Annotated in this window: 17 protein-coding genes; 4 read left to right on the top strand and 13 right to left on the bottom strand. The window is 73.4% G+C overall.

Annotation, left to right across the window (positions count from 1 at the left end):
- The first annotated feature begins 163 nt into the window (after nt 1-163).
- The 3 genes from ACZ8ZB_RS35695 to ACZ8ZB_RS35685 all read left to right on the top strand — a co-directional run bounded on the left by ACZ8ZB_RS35695 (nt 164) and on the right by ACZ8ZB_RS35685 (nt 5,585).
- Nucleotides 164-985 carry an AfsR/SARP family transcriptional regulator gene (locus ACZ8ZB_RS35695; protein ID WP_470741941.1) on the top strand — a complete coding sequence of 274 codons (822 nt, stop codon included), beginning with the start codon at nt 164-166 and terminating at the stop codon, nt 983-985.
- A gap of 121 nt (nt 986-1,106) precedes the next feature.
- Nucleotides 1,107-1,859 carry a thioesterase II family protein gene (locus tag ACZ8ZB_RS35690; RefSeq protein WP_470741940.1) on the top strand — a complete coding sequence of 251 codons (753 nt, stop codon included), beginning with the start codon at nt 1,107-1,109 and terminating at the stop codon, nt 1,857-1,859.
- A 345-nt stretch (nt 1,860-2,204) separates the two neighbouring features.
- Nucleotides 2,205-5,585: a condensation domain-containing protein gene (locus ACZ8ZB_RS35685; RefSeq protein WP_470741939.1), complete on the top strand. Its 3,381-nt coding sequence runs from the start codon at nt 2,205-2,207 to the stop codon at nt 5,583-5,585.
- Nucleotides 5,586-5,646: 61 nt separating this feature from the next.
- Here ACZ8ZB_RS35685 and ACZ8ZB_RS35680 read toward each other — a convergent pair whose 3' ends face one another.
- The 13 genes from ACZ8ZB_RS35680 to ACZ8ZB_RS35620 form a co-directional block, all read right to left on the bottom strand.
- Complete coding sequence (locus ACZ8ZB_RS35680; protein WP_470741938.1) at nt 5,647-6,630, bottom strand: 3-oxoacyl-ACP synthase III family protein; 984 nt, start codon at nt 6,628-6,630, stop codon at nt 5,647-5,649.
- 138 nt (nt 6,631-6,768) lie between these two features.
- The gene (locus ACZ8ZB_RS35675) at nt 6,769-7,938 is read right to left on the bottom strand and encodes a hydroxymethylglutaryl-CoA synthase (RefSeq protein ID WP_470741937.1); all 1,170 of its coding nucleotides are present in this window, start codon (nt 7,936-7,938) and stop codon (nt 6,769-6,771) included.
- 3 nt (nt 7,939-7,941) lie between these two features.
- Nucleotides 7,942-9,003 carry a hydroxymethylglutaryl-CoA reductase gene (locus ACZ8ZB_RS35670; protein ID WP_470741936.1) on the bottom strand — a complete coding sequence of 354 codons (1,062 nt, stop codon included), beginning with the start codon at nt 9,001-9,003 and terminating at the stop codon, nt 7,942-7,944.
- Nucleotides 9,000-10,091 (bottom strand): type 2 isopentenyl-diphosphate Delta-isomerase, encoded by a 1,092-nt coding sequence (fni, locus tag ACZ8ZB_RS35665; RefSeq protein WP_470741935.1) that lies wholly within the window; start codon nt 10,089-10,091, stop codon nt 9,000-9,002. The genes ACZ8ZB_RS35670 and fni overlap by 4 nt, the downstream gene beginning before the upstream one ends.
- Complete coding sequence (locus ACZ8ZB_RS35660; RefSeq protein ID WP_470741934.1) at nt 10,088-11,224, bottom strand: phosphomevalonate kinase; 1,137 nt, start codon at nt 11,222-11,224, stop codon at nt 10,088-10,090. The genes fni and ACZ8ZB_RS35660 overlap by 4 nt, the downstream gene beginning before the upstream one ends.
- Nucleotides 11,221-12,276, bottom strand: coding sequence for a diphosphomevalonate decarboxylase (gene mvaD, locus ACZ8ZB_RS35655; protein ID WP_470741933.1), 1,056 nt, complete (start codon nt 12,274-12,276; stop codon nt 11,221-11,223). The genes ACZ8ZB_RS35660 and mvaD overlap by 4 nt, the downstream gene beginning before the upstream one ends.
- Nucleotides 12,266-13,273 carry a mevalonate kinase gene (gene mvk, locus ACZ8ZB_RS35650; protein ID WP_470741932.1) on the bottom strand — a complete coding sequence of 336 codons (1,008 nt, stop codon included), beginning with the start codon at nt 13,271-13,273 and terminating at the stop codon, nt 12,266-12,268. Before mvk ends, mvaD begins: the two co-directional genes overlap by 11 nt.
- Before the next feature lie 427 nt (nt 13,274-13,700).
- The gene (locus tag ACZ8ZB_RS35645; RefSeq protein ID WP_306972028.1) at nt 13,701-13,886 is read right to left on the bottom strand and encodes a MerR family transcriptional regulator; all 186 of its coding nucleotides are present in this window, start codon (nt 13,884-13,886) and stop codon (nt 13,701-13,703) included.
- Nucleotides 13,883-14,503: a hypothetical protein gene (locus ACZ8ZB_RS35640; protein WP_470741931.1), complete on the bottom strand. Its 621-nt coding sequence runs from the start codon at nt 14,501-14,503 to the stop codon at nt 13,883-13,885. Before ACZ8ZB_RS35640 ends, ACZ8ZB_RS35645 begins: the two co-directional genes overlap by 4 nt.
- Before the next feature lie 1,209 nt (nt 14,504-15,712).
- Nucleotides 15,713-16,096, bottom strand: coding sequence for a nuclear transport factor 2 family protein (locus tag ACZ8ZB_RS35635; RefSeq protein WP_470741930.1), 384 nt, complete (start codon nt 16,094-16,096; stop codon nt 15,713-15,715).
- Nucleotides 16,097-16,228: 132 nt separating this feature from the next.
- Complete coding sequence (locus tag ACZ8ZB_RS35630; RefSeq protein ID WP_470741929.1) at nt 16,229-17,743, bottom strand: MFS transporter; 1,515 nt, start codon at nt 17,741-17,743, stop codon at nt 16,229-16,231.
- 127 nt (nt 17,744-17,870) lie between these two features.
- Nucleotides 17,871-18,965: a polyprenyl synthetase family protein gene (locus tag ACZ8ZB_RS35625; RefSeq protein ID WP_470741928.1), complete on the bottom strand. Its 1,095-nt coding sequence runs from the start codon at nt 18,963-18,965 to the stop codon at nt 17,871-17,873.
- 31 nt (nt 18,966-18,996) lie between these two features.
- Nucleotides 18,997-19,914, bottom strand: a complete 918-nt coding sequence (locus ACZ8ZB_RS35620; RefSeq protein ID WP_470741927.1) for an aromatic prenyltransferase — start codon at nt 19,912-19,914, stop codon at nt 18,997-18,999.
- Nucleotides 19,915-20,596: 682 nt separating this feature from the next.
- Between ACZ8ZB_RS35620 and ACZ8ZB_RS35615 the strand changes: the two genes are divergently transcribed.
- The gene (locus tag ACZ8ZB_RS35615) at nt 20,597-21,673 is read left to right on the top strand and encodes a type III polyketide synthase (protein WP_470741926.1); all 1,077 of its coding nucleotides are present in this window, start codon (nt 20,597-20,599) and stop codon (nt 21,671-21,673) included.
- The last annotated feature ends 24 nt before the right edge of the window (nt 21,674-21,697 follow it).

The raw sequence follows: 21,697 nt of genomic DNA, 5'->3' as shown, positions 1-21,697 counted from the left end.
CGCACGGCGGGCCGAGGCGAGGATTCCCGGACGGTCCCGCGCGTCGAGGATCGCTCAAATGCCGCTGAAGGAACCGGTGCCTCCGGTGCGAGCCCGACTAGCGTGCGAATCCACCGACCACTTTCCGCCATCGGGAGTGCCCCGACGACGAACGGAGGGAACCATGGAGATTCGGGTCTTGGGTCCGCTGTGTGCCGCCGTGGACGGGGACTCGATCGTCCCGACCGCCGGAAAGCCCCGCCAGGTCCTCGGCCTGCTCGCGTTGTACCCGGGCCGGGTCGTGCCCGTGTCGACGCTGATGGAGGAGATCTGGGGGACGGAGCTGCCGCAGAGCGCGATGACCACGCTGCAGACGTACATCATGCAGCTGCGCCGGTGCATCGGCGCAGCGGTGGGGTCCGACGCGCCGGGAGCGGCGAAGAACATCCTGGCCACTCGGCACGGCGGATACATGCTGCGGATCCCGCCGGAGTCCGTGGACGTGCACACCTACGAGCGCCTGGCCGCCGAGGGCCAGAAGGCGTTCGAGCGGGGCGACGACGTGCGGGCCGCCCGCTCCTACCGGCAGGCGCTCGCCCTGTGGCAGGGACCCGCGCTGGTGGACGTACGACGCGGGCCGGTCCTGGGGATAGAGGTCACGCGGCTGGAGGAGTCCCGGCTGATGACCACGGAACGGCGTATCGACGCGGACCTGCGGCTCGGCCGGCACGCTGAACTGATCGCCGAGCTCACCGACCTGACCGCCCGTCACCCCCAGCACGAGGGCCTGCACGCGCAGGCGATGCTGGCCCTGTACCGGTCCGGACGGCAGGCGTCCGCCCTGACCGTGTACCGCCGACTGCGGGAGGGCCTGATCGAGGAACTGGGCGTGGAGCCCTCGCCGCAGCTGCAGCGCCTGCACCAGGCCATGCTCGCGGTCGACCCGGAACTCGACGTGATGGCGGGCCCGCGCCGCGGCTCCACCTTCGACCGGTACGTCGCCTAGACCGCGGCGGCTCGTGCGGCCGGTGGTGTGTTCGGCCGGGTCTCTAGTGCGGTTCGAGAAGGTCCGGCCATGCTCGAACCCCGCCCCGCGGTACCCGGAGCGGATGCAGAGGAGGGTGCCCATGTCGGTCGAACAGCCGGTGAGACTTTACTGCTTCGCCCACTCCGCCGAGGGTGTCGGCGTCTTCGACGACTGGGCGGCGGACGTGGGACCCGGTGTGGAACCGGTCCCGGTCCTGCTGCCGGGCTGCGCGCAGCGGCGCACCGAGCCCCGGGTGACCACGTACGCGGCGCTGCTGGCGGACGTACTGCCGTCGTTCACGGAGCCCCGGCCCGGTCCGTACGCCCTGTACGGGACCGGTCTCGGCGCGATGACGGCGCTCGGCGTGGCGCGTGCCCTGCTCGAGGCGGGTCTGCCGGGACCGGTGTTCCTCGCTGCCGGCGCCTGGCCGCCGCCGCGGCCGCCAGCAGCGCTGCCGGACGTCCGCCGGGCCACGGACGCGGAGCTGTTGCATGCCCTGAGCCGCGGCGGAGCCGTACCGCCCCACAGCGACGAAGGGATCTGTCTGCGGGCCATGCTGCCGGTGCTCCGCGCCGACCTCGAACTGGCCCAGGACCTGTGGGAGGCGGCCGACAGGCCCTCCCCGGCCGGCCCGCTCACCACCCCGGTGCTCGTGGTCGCCGCACAGGACGATCCGTACTCCGCGGGCCGTGCGGCCGACGACTGGCACCGGTGGACCGACGGACCCGTCCGGGTGCGGACCGTCCACGGGCGTCACGCGTTCGGGCGCGGTGGCCGCGAGCTGCCCCGGCTGCTGGGCCGGGTGTGCCGGGTCGCCCGCCGGCTCGTCCAGGAGGCCGAGCCCGTCGGCTGATCCCCGTGCACGGCCCGGCGGCGGATGCCCCGCCGCCCCACCGTCCGGGCAGCACGTCGGCGAGTGCCGTGCGGATGCCGGGCACCGGGGTGTTCCCGCGCGTCCGCCCGGATTCACCCGGTGCGCTCGGGCCCCGCTCGTACCCGGCTCCATATCCGCTCGGGTGAACGGACCTCGGCCGCGTACCGCCCTTAGCGTGGCGCTTCCCGACCGTTCCGGACGCAGGCAGGCCGGGAGACCGCCAGGGGGCCAGGCACTCGGGGCGGCGCCCGTACGGCACGCACGCCCCCAGAAAGGAGAGAGAGGGTCCCCGGCCACCCGCAGCGGGCCGCGCACCCGGACACCATGACTCCTCACCGATTCCCGCACGCGCCGATCTCCGTGGTCGTCACCCCCGGGCACCCTCCGCACCCGGCACCGTGGGACATCGAGCTGCACGGTCCGCTCGACCCGGCCGCGCTGGAGCACCTCCTGGGTGAGCTCACCGCCGCCGACACGGACCGGTCCGCCTGGCGGCACCGGCTCCTGCGGAACGGACCCGACCGTCACACGCTGCGGTTGTCCGTGTCGCAGCAGGCGCTCGCCGCCCTCGTCGCGGGCCGCGTCGCCGACCGGCTCACCCAGTCGCCGCCGGTCGCCGCCCGGCCGCTGGCCCCCGCCCAGCACGCGGCCCTCGCCCGTCCCGGCGACCCCCCCTACGAGGCGCTGCTCATCGAACCGGCGGTGGTGCCGGACGCGGACACGCTGCGGGAGGCCGTGCGGGCCGTCGTGGCCGCCCACCCCCAGTTGCGCTCCCGCCCGGACGCGACGGGCGGCTGGTGCGCCGCGGAGACCGCGGACGGGGCCGGCGGCCTTGGGACGCTGGTGGAGGAGGAGTTCACCGACGACGCCGGCTTCGCCGCGCTCCTGGACTGGACCGGGCGCACGCTCGACGCGCGCGCCGGCCGCCAGATACGGGTGCTGCTCGCCCGGGACCGCCGTCCGTCCGGACCGCGCGCCGACCGGCTCGCCGTGGTCGTCCACGAGGTCGCCGTGGACGCGGCGTCCTGGCGCGTCCTGGCCGACGATCTGACCGCCGCGCTCCGTACGGGCGCCGGCCGGGTCCCGGCACGCTCGCGGCCCGGTCCCGACGGGCTTGCCGACTGGGTCGCCGGGCTGCGGCAGCTGGCCCGTGACCCCGTCGAAGCCCGGCACTGGGCCCTGGTCGCCGAGCGCAGGTCCCGGGCGGCCGACCGGCCGCGCCCCGCCCCGGCGACCGTGCCGGATGGGGCGGCCGGCGGGGTGCCGGTGCACGGGGCGGGCACCGCCTCGGACACCGGGCCGGGCGAGGTTCCGCCGCCCGGTCACGGTCAGGTCCGGCACACCGGCTTCGTCCTGGAGGAGGACCCGACCGAGCGGATCGTCCACGGGCTGGCCCGGCGGCTCGCGTTGACCACCGGGCAGGTGCTGACCGGTGTGTTCGCGCTGGCCCTCGCCCGCTGGCAGGGATCCGGCGAGGTCGGCTTCGATGTCCGCAGCGATCCCCGGGCCGAGCGCCGGGACCTGCGGCGCCATGTGGGCCGGCTCACCGAGCCGTACCCGGTGCAGCTCGTACTGGACACCGGTCTCGACCCCCTCGGCCAGCTGACCGCTCTGACCGGCGCCCTGGCCGCCTGCGCCGGCCGGGCGGGCGGCGGCGCGGGGTTCGGGGCCTGCCGCGAGTGGAGCCCCGACCCGTCGCTGCGCCGTGCCCTGCGGGACCTGGTGCCCGCGCGGACCTGCCTGGTACTCGACCGCCCCGGCGGGCGCCCGCCCGGCACCGCCCGGCCCGGGCACCGTGTCGAGCTGCGGGCCCACGTCCGGGACGGAAGGCTGTCCCTCGGTGTCGACTGGGTGACCGACCACGCCGAAGGGATCACCGACACCTCCGTGGGCGCCCTCGCCCGCCTGCTGCGGGAGTTGCTGGAGGAACTGGCCCGCCCGCCCGCCGCCGCCCGGATCCCGCGCGTCTTCCGGGCCACGCCCCAGCAGTCGGCGCTGTACACGGGAGGCGACGCGCAGCCCGGCACCGGACGCCATGTGGAGCAGCTCGTATGGATCTGGCGGGGCCCGCTCGACATCGACCGCTTCACGGCCTCCTGGCAGTCGGTGGTCGACTGCGAGACGGTGCTGCGCACGGCGTTCACCGGGGGCCGCGAACCGCTGCTCGTGGTGCACGAGAAGGTCGCGCCGGACATCACCAGCCTGCCGTTCAGCGCCCGCGACTGGTCCGCCCTCCTGGAGCGGGACCGGCTGCGCGGGTTCGACCTGCACCGCCCCGGTGCCCTGCGCCTGACCCTGCTGGAGAGGGAGCGGACCCGGCCCACGGACCCGGTCGCCCCCACCCGGATCCTGGTCACCTACCACCGGGCCCTGCTCGACACCCGCAGCGTGCGCATCCTGCTGCGCGAGTTCTACCGCGCCTACCTCGCGGGCGGCACCCTGCCCGGCGGCGAGCGCCGCCCCGACCTGCGCGACTACACGGCCTGGGTCGCCGCCCAGGACCCGGGCCCGGCCCGGGACTTCTGGGCGAACAGCGCGTCGTCCGACCGGGCGGCGTCCTGGCCGGGTCCGTCCGCCGGGCCCGCGGGGCCGACCGGCATCGGCCACGCCCGGCTGCGCCTGGACCCCGTCGAGACCACCCGCCTCGTGTGGTGGGCGAGCACCTGGGGCACCGCCGAGAGCAGTGTGCTGCAGGCCGTCTGGGCCATGCTGATCCACCGCGGTTCCGGCGCCGGAGGACCGGCCCCGGTCCGTTTCGGGGTGACGGTGCCGGGCCGCGGCATCCCGCTCGACGGCGCGGCCGGGATGCCGGGGCCGCTGCGCAACGCGCTGCCGATGGCCGTCGAGGTGGATCCCGCGGACACCGTGCCGAGCCTGCTGCGGCACCTGCGTGACCGTGCCCTGGACATGGCCGCCTACGAGTGGGCGCCGAGCGGCTGGATCGACGGCTGGGACCGGTGGGGCGGAGGCGCAGGTGGTACGGACACCGTCGTCGTCTTCGAGGACTCGCCGCATCCGGTGGCCGGTCTGGAGGCCGAACTCGCCGCGCACGGCCTCCGGGCGGAGTTCCCGGTCACCGTGCCGGCCCTCGGCGGACCGCCGCTCACGCTGCTCGCCCACCACGACAGCGCGGGCTCACTGGTCCTCACGGGGGTGTACGACCGGGCGCTGTTCGGCGAGGAGACGGTCGCCGGACTGCTCGCGCGGAGCGCCATGCTGCTGCGGACGCTCCCTGCGGTGGCGGACGAGTACACCACCGTCGGCGAGGTCCTGAAGCTCCTGGAGGACAGCGCCGTCGCCCGCCCGGCCGAGAAGCCGGGGGCCCGGCGGGACGACCCGCTGGTCACCCTGCGCACGGCGGGGCACGACCGGGCGGGGACCATCTGTCTGGTCCTGCCTCCGGGCGCGCCCGTGACCTGCTACGACCTGCTGTCCGACCTCTACCTGGGGCCCCAGGAACTGCTGCTGCTCCTCGGCGACGCCGACGGAGCGCGGCCCGCCCTGGCCGCGCACGGAGCCGGCCGGTCCCTGCTGCTCGGCGGTTTCGCCGGGGCGGGCCCGCTCGCCTGCGACATCGCCCGGCGGATCGCGGAGGACGGCGGCCGCGCGCCGCGGGTGGTGCTCGCCGGTGCGGCCTTTGACGAGCCGGAACGGGCCCGCGCACTCGCCCGGGCCCTGCAGAACGCCGCCGCACCGGACACCTGATGCCCGCGGCCCCGTGGCGCCGGGCCGCGGGCGACGGGCCGCCCGGCGCCACGGGCGGCGGCTACCACTCGATCAGGGCGAAACTCGCGGCCATGCCGCCGCCGAAGCCGGCCAGCAGGACCAGTTCCCCCGGACGGAACCGGCCGGCGCGGACGGCCGCGTCCATGGTGATCGGGATGGAGGCCGCGCCCGTGTTGCCGTAGGTCTCGACCGTGCGGTGCATGGTGGCCCGGGGCAGGTGCAGCTCCTCGAAGACGGCGTCGAGCATGACGCCGTTGGCCTGGTGCGGGACGAAGTGGCTGATGTCGGCGGCCTCCACGCCGGCCTCGTGCAGGAAGCCCTTGGTCAGCTGCGGCAGTTGCTCCATGACGAAACGGCGCACCTCGCGCCCGTCCATCGCGAAGTACTGCAGGCCGGCGTCGAGGCCGTCCCGGCCGAGGGGCAGCCTGCTGCCGCCCGCGGGGACCTGGATCAGAGCCGAGAGGTCGCCGAAGGTGTGCAGGGCGACCCGCCGCACCACCGGACCTCGGCCGGTCGGACCGAGGACCATCGCGCCGGCGCCGTCCCCGAACAGGATGACGGTCTTGCGGTCTGCCGGGTTGAGGATGCGCGAGTAGACGTCCGCGCCGATGACCAGCGCGTAGCCGCCGCGGTGCACCAGGGTGCCCGCCACCGAGGAGAGCGCGAACACCGTGCCGGAGCAGACCGCGTTGACGTCGAACGCCGCCGTGCCGGCCGCACCCAGGCGCTGCTGGACGTAGGCCGCCGTGGGCGGCTGGGGCCGGTCCGGCGTGGAGGTGGCGACCGCGATCACGGTGAGCTGCTCGGGGGTGATGCCGGCGGACAGCAGCGCGGCCCGTCCCGCGGCCGCGGCCAGATCCGAGGTGGCCTGGTCCCCGGCCGCCCAGCGCCGCTGCCGGATCCCGGTCTTCCGGGTGATCCAGGCGTCGTCCACACCGGCCGGCGCACCGACCTCATCGTTGGAGACGATCCGTTCCGGTACGTAGGCACCCGTACCGAGAACGCGGATCCTGACGTCGGTCATGCGGCTGCCCTCCCCTCAGGTGGTCGTGGAATGGCTGTGCGAAAGGCCGGTCCGTAACACGTCCCGGGCCGGGACGCCGGGCCGGCGGGCACGCGGCGAGGGCGCCTCCCGCGCGCACCGGCCCGGCGGGAGGCATCGCTAGCGTGCCTCGTAGATGCGCTTGTGGCCGCTGATCCCGGCCAGCCGGTAGGGGCCGGTGGTCTGCGCCGGGGTGGAGTGGTCGCCGCCGTCGGCCGGGAGCGACCGTTCGTGCAGCGCGCGGTAGCCGGCGTAGTCGAGGGGCTTGCGCCGGGCGATCGCCCCGCGGTTCTCCTCGGTGCGCAGGTGCTCTTGGTACCCGGCGACGACGGTGCCGGCGAAGAACTCGGCGACGCTGCCGGAGCCGTAGCTCAGGAAGGCGACCGGCCGGCCGGTCAGGTCGTCCGCCTGGTCGAGCAGAGCGGCCAGGCCGAGGTACACCGACGCGGTGTAGCTGTTGCCGACGACGGCGTTGTAGGCCGTGGTCAGGCCGAGGGCCCGCTCGACCGCGTCCCGGTCGGCGTCGTGGCCGCAGAACTCCAGCAGATGGCGGTGGGCCTTGTAGGCCATCTTCGTGAACGGCTGGTGGTAGACGAACGCGGCGAACTCCTCCAGGGAGCGGCCGTCCTGTTCCGCGTAGTCCTTCCAGGCGCCTTCGACGGCCTGGAGGTAGGCGCTGATGGATTCCTGCCCGTCGACCAGGGCCGCTTCGCGGTAGTTCGGCCGCCAGAAGTCCATGACGTCCGCGGTGAACAGGCCCGACGGATCCTCGATGCGCACCAGGGCGGGATCGGCGCCGACCAGCATGGCCACCGCGGCCGCGCCCTGGGTGGCCTCGCCCGGGCTGTCCAGCTCGTACTTGGAGACGTCGCTCGCGATCACCAGGACCTGCTGGGCGGGGTCGCGCCGCACCAGGCCGATCGCGAACTGGAGGGCGGCCGTCGCCCCGTAGCACGCCTGCTTCAGCTCGACGACCCGGCAGGCCGACGGCAGGCCGACCAGGGAGTGGACGTACACCCCGCCCGCCTTCGCCTGGTCGATCGACGACTCCGTGGCGAACACCACCGTCCGGATGCGGTCCTTGCCGTGCCGGGCGACGATCGGCGCGGCCGCGGCCGCCGCCATCGTCACGATGTCCTCGTCGGCGGCCGGAACGCTCATCGAACGCTGGCCGATGCCCACGTGGTACTTGCCGATGTCGGTGCCGTTGTGCTCGGCGAGGGCCGTGTGCGGCAGGACGAACTCGGACGTGGCGAACGACAGGTCGTGGATTCCGATGGAGATGGACATGCCCTATGCACCAACCTTTGCGGTCTTGTTGTCGCGTTCCAGCTGGACGTGCGCGCGCATGAGCTCACCCGGGTTGGTCTGCGCCGCGAGCAGCGAGAGTTCACCGCACAGCACCGTCGCCGCCGCGACGACCGCCAGCCGGCGCGCGTTCTCCCCGGGTTCGCGGTCCTCCCGGCAGCCGAGCCGGGTCAGGTTCGTCTCCACGAAGCCGAGGCCCTTGCCGTTGCCGACCGTGCCCACGATCAGGTTCGGCAGCGTGCAGGCGAAGTACAGGTCACCGTCGCGGTCCTCGGCCATGGTGACGCCCTGCGACCCCTCGACGATGTTGGCCGCGTCCTGGCCGGTCGCCAGGTAGAACCCGAGCAGCATGTTCGCGAAGTGGGCGTTCGCCGAGCGGATGCCGCCGGCGAGCAGGGTGCCGAGCAGGTTCTTGCGCAGGTTCAGCTCGGCGATCCGGGCGGCGGTCGTGTGCAGGACGCCCTCCACGACGTCACGCGGCACGAGCAGCTCCGTGACCACGTTCTTGCCGCGCCCGAGGATCCCGTTGATCGCGGTCGCCTTCTTGTCCGTGCAGTAGTTGCCCGAGATCGATCCGTAGGAGATTCCGGGAACGGTCTCCAGCAGGTGCCCCAGGAGCGCGTCGGAGGCGAGCGTCGCCATGTTGTGTCCGGAGGCGTCGCCGGTGGCGAACTCGAACCTGAGGAACAGCAGGTTGGCGTTGATCTCGTGCCGGACGCCGATGAGCCGGGCGAACCTGCTGCAGCCGCGCACCACCTCCTGCAACTCGTCGGTCCGCGCCTCGATGGACCGGGCGGCCGCGAGCGCGGTCTGCGCGTCCGTCGCCTCGACCAGCACCGAGCGCGTCATCCGCTCGTCGACCAGGGTGGCGACGATTCCCTGCTCGGTCAGCATGGAGACCTTCGCCCCGCGGCCCACGGAGGGCCACAGCGGCGACTCGTAGGTGGCGAGCGGTACCTGGGTCTCGGTGGTGACCACGTTGCCCGAGATGCGAAGGGGGCCCACCCACCGCATCGGGACCCCGGCTATGGCGTGTGCGTCGGTCATCGTGTGCTTCCCGTCATCTCGTGGAGGGCCGCGACGGAGTCGGACCGCTGGGCGAGCCGCCGCGTGTCGATGCCCCGGTCGGCGCAGAAGGAACGAAGCTCCCCGTGGATCAGCAGGTCGCAGCGGGCGAGGTCGGCGGGGGTACGCGCGCCGAGCATCGTCTGCAGCGCCGCCAGCTGGTCCAGCCAGGCGGTGATCTGCGCGACCAGCGCCGGGACGCCGCCGTCGAGCAGGGTGCGCAGGAATCCCGCGGACGCCCCGACCGCGCGGGCGCCGAGCGCGAGCGCGCGGGCGACGTCGAGCGGGTGGCGGACCCCGCCGGAGGCGAGGACGGGAAGGCCGACGTCCTGCGCGTCCAGGAGGCAGGCGGGGGTGGACTGCCCCCAGCCGTGCAGAAAGGCGTAGTCGGCGAGTTCCCGCCGGCCGTTCTCGATGCGGGCGAAGTCCGTGCCGCCGCGGCCGCTGACGTCGGCCGCCCGCACGCCGAGATCCCGCAGCTTCAGGACGGTCTGACGGCTCAGCCCGTTGCCGACCTCCTTGACGATCACGGGGATGCCGACCGCCGCCGCGATCTCCTCGATCTGCGGGCCCCAGGAAGAGAACGACCGGTCGCCCTCCGGCATCGGCGTCTCCTGCGCCGTGTTGACGTGGATCTGCAGCGCGTCCGCCTCCAGCAGGTCGATGGCGCGCCGCGCGTTGTCGACCGACGTCGTCGCGTTGATGTTCGCCATGACGAACCCGTCCGGGTTCTCCTCGCGCAACACGCGGAACGTGCCGGCGCACGACGGGTCCTTGAGGTAGGCGTTCATGGACCCCGAGGCGATCGGCACCCCGGTCTCGCGGGCGGCGGTGGCCAGGTCCCGGTTGATGGCGCCGGTCTTGACGCTGCCGCCGGTCATCGCGTTGATGTAGACCGGAACCCGCCAGGACAGCCCGGCGAACTCCGTGCCCAGGGACACGTCCGGCCGGTCGATGCCGGCCAGGGCGTGGTGCACGAACGACACGTCGTCGAACTGGTTGCGCCCGCTGTGCGCGTGGTGCTGCTCGATGGCGAGCCGGACGTGGTCGTCCTTGCGTTGAGCGCTCATTCCGCGATTCCTTCCAGGGCGGGACGGACGGGCAGGGGCAGCACCCCCGCCGCCTCCCACCGCCGCCGTAGGTGTGTGATGTCCCGCGCCGCCCCGGCGTCCAGCAGGGCGATGCCGCAGTCGCCGCCCCCCGCCCCCGAGGGCTTGGCCGCGCCTCCGACGGCCTCGGCGGCGTCGCACAGGGCCGTCAGTCCGGGTGTGAAGATGCCGAGGCCGACCTCGCCGTCCAGGCGTGCCAGCTCCCCCCGGGCCCGGCGGATCTGGCGCAGCAGGGCCGGGCGGTCGCCGGTCTCCAGAGCGGTGACCGCGGAGCGCACACAGTCGGTGGTGGTCGCCACGAACCTCTGGTGGGAGGGGCTGCCCCGCCAGGCGCGCCGGTGCAGTCCGGACACCAGGGACGCGGTGGAGGCGGGCTCCCCGGTCCAGCCGACCTCCAGTGTCAGGCCGGCGGGCGGCGTCAGCCGGCGCACGGTGTGGCCCGGCCAGGGCGCGCGCAGCGTCCTGTCGACCCCCAGGCGCCGGGCCAGATCGAGCACGAGGGCACGGTCGGGCGCCTGGTACGCGATCCAGCCGCCCCACGTGCTGGCGGCGAGATCACCACCGGACGCCTTGGGGTCGAGTTCCGCCGTGGCGAGCATGGCCAGCCGGAACCGGTCCTCCCGCGACAGCTCCAGTCCGCAGAAGGACGCCACGGCCGCGACAGTCGCCACGGTCACCGCACCGCTGGAGCCCAGACCGAACTTCCTGCCGTTCTCGTGCAGCCGGCTGCTGACCGAGACGTCCAGCGCGGGCACCGGCAGGCCGCGTTCGGCCAGCAGCCGGCCCACGGTCTCGATCGCCGTCACGACGTGGGCCAGCGCGCCGCGCGTGCGGGGCTCGTCGTACGCGCCGCGGAGGACGAGCCGCCCCTCGTGCCACCGCCAGGGGACGGACCTGAGGCCGAGGTCGGAGGAGACGACGACGTCGGCCGGGCCGGGGCCCGCGTCGTCGCCGGGGCCGGACACGGCGACGGTGACCTGCCGGTCGACCGCCACCAGGATCGCCGGGTTCCCGGGCTCCACGACCGCGTACTCGCCGGCGACGAACAGCTTGCCCGGCGCGTGCCGGACGACCGTGCGCTGACGCGTCCTCATGCTCCCTCGCCCAGCAGGCGGGCGCCGGGCCCCGGACCGGCGACGAGGACCGAGGCCCGCGGGGCGGCGCCGCGGACGGCCTCGGCCACCCGCTCCGCGTCCTTGCGGTGGCAGAGCACCTTCACGTTCGGTCCGGCGTCCATGGTCGCGTAGGCCGGGACGCCGTCCTGCCGGAGCCGGAGCACGCTGTCGAGCACCGTGACCGTGGCCGGCGACAGGTACCGCACCGCGGGGCGCGCCGCCAGCATGGTCGCGTGCATGCCGAGCGCGTTGCGCTCGGCGATCTCGCCCACCGCCTCCAGGTCGCCGCGCCGCAGCGCCACGCGCATCTCCTCCAGGTCCTCCCCGCTGGAGACGGTCCACGGCCGGTACAGCGGTGAGGTGCCGACCGTACGGCGCATGGCCTCCCTGCTGGACACGGTCTTGGGTCCGGCGTCGACCACGGCGACGACCAGCGCCGGGTCGATGTCCGCCGTGGGCACCGGCTCGGCGTACGAGCGGCGGTCCGCGTCCGCGTCCGTGCCGGCGTCCCGGCCGGCGTGCCAGACGGCGAAGCCGCCGAAGACCGACCGCGCGGCCGACCCGGACCCGCGCCGCGCCAGACGGGACAGCGCGGTGGCGTCCAGGTCGAGTCCGTACGCGGCGGCGGCGGCGACGGCGAGGGCGGCGAACCCGCTGGCGGAGGACGCCAGGCCCGCCCCGGTGGGCACGGTGTTCCTCGACTCCACCACGGCCCGCCGGTCGCTCCCGGACATCTCCCTCACGAGCTCCAGGAACGCGGTGATACGGCGCAGTGCCTCGCCCGTCGCCGGCGCACCGTCGAGGGTGGCCTCGTCGTGCCCGGCCGCGGGGCCGAGCCGGACGCGGGTCGTCGTCGGGAAGACGTCCAGCGTCATCGACAGGCTGTCCGTCCAGGGCAGCACGAGACGCTCGTCGCGCTTGCCCCAGTACTTGACCAGCGCGATGTTCGGGTGTGCGACGGCGGTGGCGCTGCGCGCGGCGCCCTGCTCCGGCGATCGGACCACCGTGGTGGTCGGGTGTTCACTGCGCATGGTTGCCGAGCCCCTTCAACGGTACGACCCAGGTCTGTACGGCGCCGGCCTCGTGCAGCCGCCGGGTGACGTCCCGGGCCTGCTCCGGCCGGGTCTGTGCGATCACGCAGCCCCCCAGGCCACCGCCGGTGATCTTGGCGCCGAGACTGCCGGCCTCCAGCGCGGCCATGACCAGTGCGTCGATCCGGTCGGTGCTGAGCCGGGCCGCGCGCAGCAGTTCGTGATAGTCCGTCAGTCGTGCGCCGAGCTCCTCGGGCTCGCCGTCGGCGAGTGCCCGCCTGCCCGCCTCGGCCAGCTCCGACGCCCGGCTCACGAAGCTCTCCCGCGCTCCGGCACGGCGCCGGAACTCCTCGCGCAGGAGTGCGACCGCTTCCTTGGTGCTGCCCGGGACGCCGCTGTCCGCGACGATGAACAGGCTGTCGCGGCCGATGGTCAGTTCCTCGGTCCTCCCGGCCCGGAACAGCAGTGGCCGGGAGGAGCCGACGGCCCTGGCGTCCACGCCGCTGGCCCGGCCGTGTGCCATGTTCTCGGCCGTCTGCACCAGCTCGAACGCGGTGTCCTCGGTCAGTTCGCGGCCGAAGAGATCGGCCAGGGCGGCGACGATCGCCCGCGAACCCGCCGCGCTGGAGCCGAGCCCCCGGCCGTGCGGGATCGCGCCGTCGAGGATCACGTCGAGGTGCGGCCGGTCCGCCACGCCCATGCGCGCCATGAACTCCGCGGTCAGCCGGTGCAGCCCGTCGGACGCCTGGGTCACCAGCGTCCGTGAGGAGGAACCGGTCAGGGTGTACGACAGGTCTCCCTGACCGTCGGATGCCTGGGACGACCACCCGGCGGTCGCCGTGACCGTGAGCTGGGGGACGGGGAGCGCGAGCGCCGGCGCTCCGTAGACGACCGCGTGCTCACCCAGCAGGATGGCCTTGGCGTGGGCGCGACCGATGCCGACGGAGCGGACCCGGTGGCTTTCTGATACCCCCTCCGCCGAGGTCGGTAGAGTCAACGCACTCAGCTCCCTTTGTCTTTTCTGCGTGGAGATCGCATGGTCATGGGATCGCTTCTTCCGGAACTCTGAGAAGGGCGCGAAGCGGGACGTCGGATGCGTGCGCCGTCCTCTGCGAAGGCACGGAGGACCGACCGCCGCACGGGACAGGGGACTTCCCGGTGCCGGGCGTCGACGTGCAGCGTCCGGGGAGACGGCTGGACGGATGCGGGAGGAGACGGCTGCCGCGCGGCGGCGGGTGTCCGCTTTCGAGGGGACCGGCGGGCACGGCACGCGATCCACCGCCTCGCGGCGGTTTTCGGGCAGGGGGGGTGTGGGGAGATAGTGACACGCCCGGTTCCCGGCCGCCAACACCCCGCAGAAGTGACCCAGGTCACTTCGACGGGCCCGGTGGGGTGACGGCTCGGGGCGCCGTGCGGCCGCCGGATCAGACACGGCGCCGAAGGGCGATCTCCGTGAGTTCCTCGATGTCGAACTGCGAGCGCCGGTGCGGTGCGCCGTAGCGGGTGATCTTCCCGCGGCTCACCCACTTGCGGATGGTCGCCTCGGACACCCCCACGGCCAGCGCGGCCACCTTGGTGGGGACGAGCCTGTGGCTCGGGGGCCTGGTCATGCGTCGACACCCTCTCGCTGCCGTTCCATGAGTTTCCTGAGGCCGAGCCACTCGCGCATGTCCCAGGAATGTCCCCCGGAACAGGTGAGGCGGGTGCTCCCGGCACGTCCGCTGTCGCGGGGCGCGGCGCTGATCGTCCCGGTGCAGCCGTCCACCACGCAGTTCCTGACGAGTGTGCGGACACCACCGCCCGGTTCGGGATCGATGGTCCGGTGCAGTTCGGCGACGAGATCCTCGATCTCTTCCACGAAGTCGGCCGCCGGGGGCTGCGCGGCGAGCCAGTCCAGATGCTGTCTGAGGAACCGCGCCAGATGCGGCACGCTCCGGGACGGGGGTGTGGTGCCCAGCTTGTCCACGACCATCCCCGACCAGGACTCGAGCACCGTGTGGATGTGATGGCGGGTGTCGAGCACCGAGATGTCGAGGTGATCGCGGTTGCGACTCGCCGAGACCTTCGTCGGATTGGTCCGCCTGGCGGCCGGCGAGGCCCGGTGCAGGCACTCCTGGTGGAGGCCGGGAAGCACGCGCAGATGGCGTTCCACCCCGGTGACGCAGCGACCGCACAGGGCGGCGGCGCTGTCCTGAGCGTGGCCTCTCGGGCAAGTGCGAAACGTCATCGAAGCTCCTTCATGAGGCGGGCGGGCGGACCCACATGCCGTCCCGTGTACTGAGCCGGTGAGACCGCGCGCCGTGCGAGCAGTCCCATTAGCCGACCGCCGGCTCGAATACCGGTACAGCCGCGTTCGGGGACCGCTCGCCCGGGCCGGGCGCCGGGGACGTACGGGAGGTCACCGGCTTCGCGGGCCGCCACGGCCCCTCGGTTCCTCGAGCCGGCTTCCAGCGGGAGCCGATCCCCGGTCGAGCGCCTGCTTTGACGGTGGCCGAGGAAGGAGGAACCGCGGGCGGTACGCGTGGAGGGGACGCGCGGCAGACGCCGGGCTCCCCGCGGGGCCGCCCCTGAGGGGCGGCGTCCGCCCCGTCGGCCGCGTACGACACGGCCGCACGTCCGGAGGCGCCCCTCGTCGGCGCCGGCCCCGGGGTCCTTCCGCACGGGAGCGGCTCTGCACGCACGGACGCGAGTCGCCCCGACGGACACCGTCACCGTGCACGTCGGGCGCGGGGCGGCGACGTGCACGGCACGGTCCCGGCACCTGTCGACGCACACCAGCGCGGGCGTGCGCACCGACGGCCCGGCGGAGGAGGGGCCGGGCCTGTACGAGCGGGTGGGGGGCATGGGGCCGGGAGGACGAACGCGACGAGGGACCGCCCGCGGGGCGCGCGGTCCCGGTTCCTGTCCGGCACGGGCGTTCCGGCAGGCATGGCGGAACACCCCCGGCCCCATGACGGCGCACACCCCTCCGGTACGGGCCGCCGCCGCGGCGGGGACCGGTCCGGCCGGACACCGGAACCGGCGGCGCGTCGCCCGCCCTTGCGGCACGCGCCTTCGGCGGCCTGACCGCTCCTTGCGCGGCCGGCCGCGCAAGGCCCTGCGGCGGCCGGTGGGCGGTCGGTCTCCGAGCGGGTCCCGGCCGTCCACCGGCCGACGTACCGGCCGGGCTCCCCGGCGTACCGGGCCGGCCCGACGCCGTCGCCCCGCCCGGCCCGAACGGCCGCCCACCGGCGCCGCGAGGCCTCCGGCGGGCCGTGCGCTCACGATTCCGCGGCGCACGCGCGGCCCGCAGCCGCGGACCGGCGCCGTGCGCATCGGCGGTGCGCTGCGGGGAGGTGGGGCAGGTCGCATCCGGCACCACCCGGCTCCGGACGGGCCCGCCCCGGTCGGGTGCACGCGATCGTGCGGGGGCTGGACCGCGAAGAGGGCGCGGGGGTCAGCCCTGGGGCGGGGCGGGAGTGATCAGGTAGCTCTCCACGCCGCTGATCAGGCCGCCGCTGAAGGTGAAGTAGTCGGAGAACAGGAGCTCCAGCCGACCACCGTTCGGGAGGGGGACCTCGACGGTGCCGTCCACGGCCACGGTGTCGCCCTCCTCGATCATGCGCGCGACCTTGTGGGTCGGGCGCAGCGAGCCGGCGTCCTTGTGGACGATGCCGTCCTTGTTGTCGATGGCGGCGCGGAGCACTTCCTTGCCGCGGAAACCGGGCTGACCCTTCTTCTCCAGCAGGACGTCGTCGGTCACCAGGGACAGGACCAGCTCGTGGTCACCGCGGTGAACACCTTCGAGGTACTGCTTGATGATGTCCTTGTGTTTACTCATGTCACATTATCGGCGTGGCTGACTGGACCGGCGCTGGAGTCGCGATGGAGGCGGAGGCGGCCGTCTCCGCGCCCGGAAAGCCGAAGGACGGCCCCGGTCACCGGGGCCGTCCTTCGCGCGTGAGGGCACGGGTCAGGCGGGCTGTGCCTCCGAGCGGGCGGCGGGGTCCTCGGCGGCCTGCTCCTGGGTGGGCAGCGGGCCGCTGCGCAGGAGGACGGCGGCGATGACGGCACCGCCGGCGAGGATGGCGGCGGACCACCAGAACACGGTCGTGTAGCTGTGCACGGCGGCGGACTGGAGCTGGAGGGGGGTGGGCTTGCCGTCGGTGTGGTCCGTGAGCCAGCCGGTGACGGCGGTGGCGGCGATGGTGTTCAGCAGCGCGGTGCCGACGGCGCCGCCGATCTGCTGTCCGGCGCTGAAGGTGGCCGAGGCGATGCCGGAGTCCTCGGGGCGGACACCGGAGGTGCCGGTGTTGAGCGCGGCGGCGTAGACCAGACCCATGCCCACGCCGTTGGCGATGATGGGGCCGAGGATGCTGGCGGTGTAGGTGGAGTCGACCTCGATCTGGGTGAGCCAGACCAGCCCGAGCGCGGTGACCAGCAGGCCGCTGGGGATCATGGGACGGGGTCCCACCTTGGGAAAGAGCTTGGCGCCGCAGACGGCCGTGGTGACGAGGGTGGCCAGGACCATGGGCAGGATGGCGGTGCCCGACTTGAGCGGGGAGTACCCCAGAACCGTCTGCATGTAGTAGATCAGGAAGAGCAGCAGCCCGAAGAAGCCCGCTCCGACGAACAGGACGGTGAGGTAGGCGCCGCCGCGGTTGCGGTCGAGGACGACACGAGGGGGCAGCAGCGGGTGGGCGGCACGGGTCTGCCAGGCGGCGAAGCCGGTCAGGAGGAGGCCGCCGAGGACGAGCAGGCCCCAGGTGCTCGGCTCGCCCCAGCCGTCCTCGGCGTTGGAGAAGCCGTAGACGACGCAGAACATGCCGCTGCAGGCCAGCAGGACGCCGGGGACGTCCATCGGATTGCGCGAGGCGGTCTGGCGGGCGATCAGGGTCAGACCGCCGGCGAGCGCGACGACCGCGAAGACCAGGTTGACGTACATGCACCAGCGCCAGTCGAGGGCGGAGGTGAGGAAACCGCCCAGCAGCAGGCCCAGGCCACCGCCGGCGGCGATGACGCCGCCGATGGCGCCGAAGGCCTTGCCGCGCTCCTTGGGGTCGGTGAAGGTGACGGCCATCAGGGCCAGACAGGCGGGGGAGAGCAGGGCGGCGAAGGCTCCCTGGGCGGCCCGGGCGGTGACCAGGGTCTCGAAGTTGGGCGCGGCACCGCCCACGGCGGAGGCGACGGCGAATCCGGTCAGTCCGATGAGGAAGGCCCGCTTGCGGCCCATCAGGTCGGACAGGCGTCCGCAGAACAGCAGCAGGCTTCCGTACGGCAGGGCGTAGGCGGTCACGATCCACTGCCGGTCGCCGTCGCTGAAGCCGAGGTCCTGCTGGGCCTCGGGAAGCGCGAGGTTCATCACGGTCAGGTCGAGACCGACCATGAGGTAGGCGCAACAGACGACGGCGAGGACCCACCACCGCTTGGGGTCCGCTGTCACCTCCGAGCCCGCCCCGGCGGCGGGGGCTGCGCTCCGTGTTGCCATGATCTTCTCCTTCTTCAGTACACCGGACTCACTCGAGGCCGCACAGATACGACGATCCAGCGGCCGGCTTTGTGAGCTCACGGCTGCCGAAGGGCAGGCCGGGGCGGGTGCGGACGGTGCGCGCCCGTCAGGAGGTCCGCTGCGTCGCGCTGACGGCCATGGCGGTCAGCCGGTCCTTGGCGACGTCGGTGGCGCCGCTCGCCCGCAGCGTGGCGACGGCCCGGTCGGTACGGACGGTGATGTCGCGTTCGACGTGGTCCACCGCGCCGACGTCGGTGATGATGGCGCGCATCGTGTGCAGTTCCTCGTCGGAGATCCGCGTCCCGATCCTGGTCCTGAGGAACTTCGCCGCGTCCGGGTCCCGCTCGTCGGCGAACTTGAGGGCGGCGGTGAACAGCACGGTGCGCTTGCCCTGGATCAGGTCGTCGCCGGACGGCTTGCCGGTCTCCTCCGGGGCGCCGAAGACGCCCAGCAGGTCGTCGCGCAGCTGGAACGCGATGCCGATGTCGACGCCGAACGCCCGGTAGGCGGCGATGAGCCCGGCGTCGGCGCCCGCTATCGCCGCGCCGATGTGCAGCGGGCGTTCCACCGTGTAGGAGGCCGTCTTGTACTGGTTGACGCGCAGCGCCGTCTCGATGTCCTCGTCGCCCGCCGCCTCGGCGGTCAGGTCGAGCAGCTGACCGCACAAGACCTCGGTGCGCAGCTCCGACCACACCTGGGCCACCCGCCGCTGTGCCTGCTCCGGCAGCCCGGAGGTGCGGACCATGTCGTCGGCCCAGCACTGCGCCAGGTCCCCGACCAGGATCGCGGCACCCGTGCCGAACTGCTCCGCGTCGCCGTTCCAGCAGCGGGACCGGTGGCGGTCGGCGAACATCACGTGTGCGGCGGGAGCGCCACGGCGGGTCAGTGACGCGTCGATGACGTCGTCGTGGATCAGGCCGTAGGCGTGGAACATCTCCAGCGCGGCGCAGGCGCGCAGGACCGCCTCGGCCTCGGCCCCGGCCTCGTCGCCCCCGGCGCCGATCCAGCCGAGCCAGGCGAAGGCCGGCCGTACGCGCTTGCCCCCGCGCAGCACATAGCTCTCCAGCTCGGTGACCGCGGCCGCGTAGGCCGGGCTGATCGCCTCCGCCTCGGCCCGGCGGGCGGCCAGGAACCGCCTGAGCGCGGCGTCGATGTCGTCCGTGGGCAGAGCGGCCCCCTGGCGGGGTCGGGTGATGGTCATGGCTGTCCCTTCGGTGCGGGAGGACGGGAGGTCAGCTGCCCTGGCCCTCGTCGGAGTCGGACTGCAGCATCGGGTTCAGCCACGGCTGGAACTGGTAGTACGACTGGAACTTGTAGATCTCCTCGCCGGTCGACGACATGGCGACGTAGTAGAGGAACTTGTCGTCGGCGGCCCGGCGCCGCATGCTGGCCAGGAACTTCTCGATCTCCGGTTCCATCGGCACGGGAAGGTCCGCCGGGTCCTTGATCAGGATGGAGAAGGCGGACCGCTCGATCTTCGGGGAGTCCCAGCCCAGGGTGGCGTAGAACCCGAACGCCTGCCGGCTCAGCGTGAGCAGCCGCTCGCTCGGTTCCGGCAGCTCCAGGTCGCGGAAGATCGACCGGACGCTGTCCGGCTCGAGCGTTTCGGGGGAGAGCGCGTTGAAGTACAGGTTCACCGTGCGGTGCCGGTAGTCCATCGAGAACATGGGCATCTGCTTGCCGTCCATGCCGTGCCGGACGAAGAAGTCGTAGTTGTCGGCCACGCTGCGCGGCATGGACGGCAGGTCGAGGAGCGTGGACAGCGGCTCCATGTCGTCGGCGGGGAACGCCAGGTACAGCTTCTTGAGGCCGCTGGCGACTCCGAAGTCGACGCCGTAGAAGGTGGTCGTGCAGCGCTCCGCGACCTCCAGGAACAGGGAGGCGATGGGGTGGTCCGTGCTCTCGAGCAGACCGTGCGCCAGTGCGGTGGTGTAGGGGTCGACGCCGTCCGTGGGAACCGGGAAGCGCCAGTCGACGTCGCTCGAATAGCGCCGGCCGGTCCCCATGCGGAAAGCGATCGGTGTGGTCGCGAGCGCCTCCTCGTACGCGGTCAGCACCGACCGCACCTTGTCCTGCGCGTACGGCACATTGAGCAGCCGGGCCGACTCCTCAATGGCCGAGTAGAGGTCTGCCAGCTTGGTCTCGGACACTCTTTCCTCCACGGGTCCATGCGGTCCGTACGGCGCCGAGTATGGGTGGGGCCACTACAGAGCCGGTCGAGTCCGGTCGCACGGTCCGGCGGCCCGCCGCCCGTGGGCGCCGCCGCGTGGGTCACGGGGCCGCCGCGCTGCGGACCTCCCGCGTCCTCGCGGTCACCGGCCGACCCGGTGGGACGGCGTTGACGTGGACCACATCACATTCCGGTGGCCCTTGGCACGGTGAGACCGGCCGTGTCACTATGTCGGCACGCCTCCCCTGCCCACATCCCTTTCCGTGACGGTCCGTTCGCCGAGGGACCGCCGCCGTCCCGGCCGGGCAGGTGCGCACCGACCGGCGGCCTGTTCCCCGCCGCGCGGTGAAGGCGCCGTTCACCTGAGGGCGCGTGGCCGCCCCGGCCCCTTTCCGTGTCCCGTGACCGGCTCTTGGGAGCCCGCGAAGAACCCCTGACTCCACCCGGTCTCCGGCCGCGTGTTCGCCGCGCGTTCCCTTGGCACGCCCGGACCCGGCCGGCCGGGTCCGGGGAGGCGTCCGGCCCGCTCGGCCACGCCACCGGCCCACTGCGCCGATCAGCGGTTCCCGACCCCCGACGACGCCCCTCAGGGCAGCACCGGAAAGCACGCGAACGACTCGTCACGTACAGACGGCAGACTCCAGAGAAAGTGGACCCCAGATATGGCCAGGCTCTGCAAGCCCGCGGTGAGCGTGCCGGAATACGTCATCACGATGGAAGAGACTCTGGAATTCGCTCAGCGAGTGCACGGCGGAAAGCCTCAGCTCCCTTTGGCGCTTCGCCTGATCCGGAACACGGGGGTGAAGAAGCGGCACATCGTCCAGCCCATCGACAAGACGCTCCGCCACCCGGGCCTGACGGAACGCAACCGCCTCTACGAGCTCGAGTCCAAGAAGCGGACGCCCGAGGTCATCGAACAGGCCTTGAGGAACGCCGACGTGACGGCCCGTGACGTCGACGCGATCATCTACGTGTCGTGCACCGGGTTCCTGATGCCGTCGCTGACCGCGTGGCTGATCAACCGGCTCGGCTTCCGGTCCGACACCCGGCAGATACCCATCGCCCAGCTGGGCTGCGCGGCGGGCGGCGCGGCGATCAACCGGGCCCACGACTTCTGCCTGGCCCACCCGGGGAGCAACGTCCTGATCGTGTCGTGCGAGCTGTGCTCCCTGTGCTACCAGCCCGAGGACGACAACATCGGTGCGCTGCTGTCCGACGGGCTGTTCGGCGACGCGGTCGCGGCCGCCGTGGTGCGCGGCGTGGGCGGCGTCGGCATCGACCTGGAGCGCAACGCCTCGTACCTCATCCCGGACACCGAGGACTGGATCTCCTACGCCGTCAGGGACACCGGCTTCCACTTCCAGCTGGACCGCAGGGTGCCCGGGACGATGGAGCCGCTGGCGCCGGTGCTGCGGGAGTTCGCCAAGGACCACAGCTGGGACGCCGGCAACCTCGACTTCTACATCGTGCACGCCGGCGGGCCGCGGATCCTGGACGACCTCGCCAAGTTCCTCGACGTGGACCGCGACGTGTTCCGGCACAGCTGGTCGACCCTGAGCGAGTACGGCAACATCGCCAGCGCGGTCGTCCTGGAGGCGGCTCGCAGGCTGTTCGAAGAGGACACCCCGGCCTCCGAGGCCACGGGTCTGATCGCGGGCTTCGGCCCCGGAATCACCGCCGAGATGGCGCTGGGCCGTTGGAGTGCCGACGCGCCGGCGACCGTCGAGGGCGTCGCCTGACCGGCGCTCGCCGCCCTGCCCGGC

It is taken from the genome of Streptomyces sp. 12E (genome assembly GCF_055633275.1).
The sequence above is the reverse complement of the archived record's forward strand: the minus strand, read 5'-3'. Positions and strand labels throughout refer to the sequence as shown.

What these genes read in the sequence shown, in the direction of transcription:
- ACZ8ZB_RS35695 (WP_470741941.1), top strand. Translation starts at nt 164, where the DNA reads ATGGAGATTCGGGTCTTGGGTCCGCTGTGTGCCGCCGTGGACGGGGAC.
- ACZ8ZB_RS35690 (WP_470741940.1), top strand. Translation starts at nt 1,107, where the DNA reads ATGTCGGTCGAACAGCCGGTGAGACTTTACTGCTTCGCCCACTCCGCC.
- ACZ8ZB_RS35685 (WP_470741939.1), top strand. Translation starts at nt 2,205, where the DNA reads ATGACTCCTCACCGATTCCCGCACGCGCCGATCTCCGTGGTCGTCACC.
- ACZ8ZB_RS35680 (WP_470741938.1), bottom strand. Translation starts at nt 6,630, where the DNA reads ATGACCGACGTCAGGATCCGCGTTCTCGGTACGGGTGCCTACGTACCG.
- ACZ8ZB_RS35675 (WP_470741937.1), bottom strand. Translation starts at nt 7,938, where the DNA reads ATGTCCATCTCCATCGGAATCCACGACCTGTCGTTCGCCACGTCCGAG.
- ACZ8ZB_RS35670 (WP_470741936.1), bottom strand. Translation starts at nt 9,003, where the DNA reads ATGACCGACGCACACGCCATAGCCGGGGTCCCGATGCGGTGGGTGGGC.
- fni (WP_470741935.1), bottom strand. Translation starts at nt 10,091, where the DNA reads ATGAGCGCTCAACGCAAGGACGACCACGTCCGGCTCGCCATCGAGCAG.
- ACZ8ZB_RS35660 (WP_470741934.1), bottom strand. Translation starts at nt 11,224, where the DNA reads ATGAGGACGCGTCAGCGCACGGTCGTCCGGCACGCGCCGGGCAAGCTG.
- mvaD (WP_470741933.1), bottom strand. Translation starts at nt 12,276, where the DNA reads ATGCGCAGTGAACACCCGACCACCACGGTGGTCCGATCGCCGGAGCAG.
- ACZ8ZB_RS35645 (WP_306972028.1), bottom strand. Translation starts at nt 13,886, where the DNA reads ATGACCAGGCCCCCGAGCCACAGGCTCGTCCCCACCAAGGTGGCCGCG.
- ACZ8ZB_RS35640 (WP_470741931.1), bottom strand. Translation starts at nt 14,503, where the DNA reads ATGACGTTTCGCACTTGCCCGAGAGGCCACGCTCAGGACAGCGCCGCC.
- ACZ8ZB_RS35635 (WP_470741930.1), bottom strand. Translation starts at nt 16,096, where the DNA reads ATGAGTAAACACAAGGACATCATCAAGCAGTACCTCGAAGGTGTTCAC.
- ACZ8ZB_RS35630 (WP_470741929.1), bottom strand. Translation starts at nt 17,743, where the DNA reads ATGGCAACACGGAGCGCAGCCCCCGCCGCCGGGGCGGGCTCGGAGGTG.
- ACZ8ZB_RS35625 (WP_470741928.1), bottom strand. Translation starts at nt 18,965, where the DNA reads ATGACCATCACCCGACCCCGCCAGGGGGCCGCTCTGCCCACGGACGAC.
- ACZ8ZB_RS35615 (WP_470741926.1), top strand. Translation starts at nt 20,597, where the DNA reads ATGGCCAGGCTCTGCAAGCCCGCGGTGAGCGTGCCGGAATACGTCATC.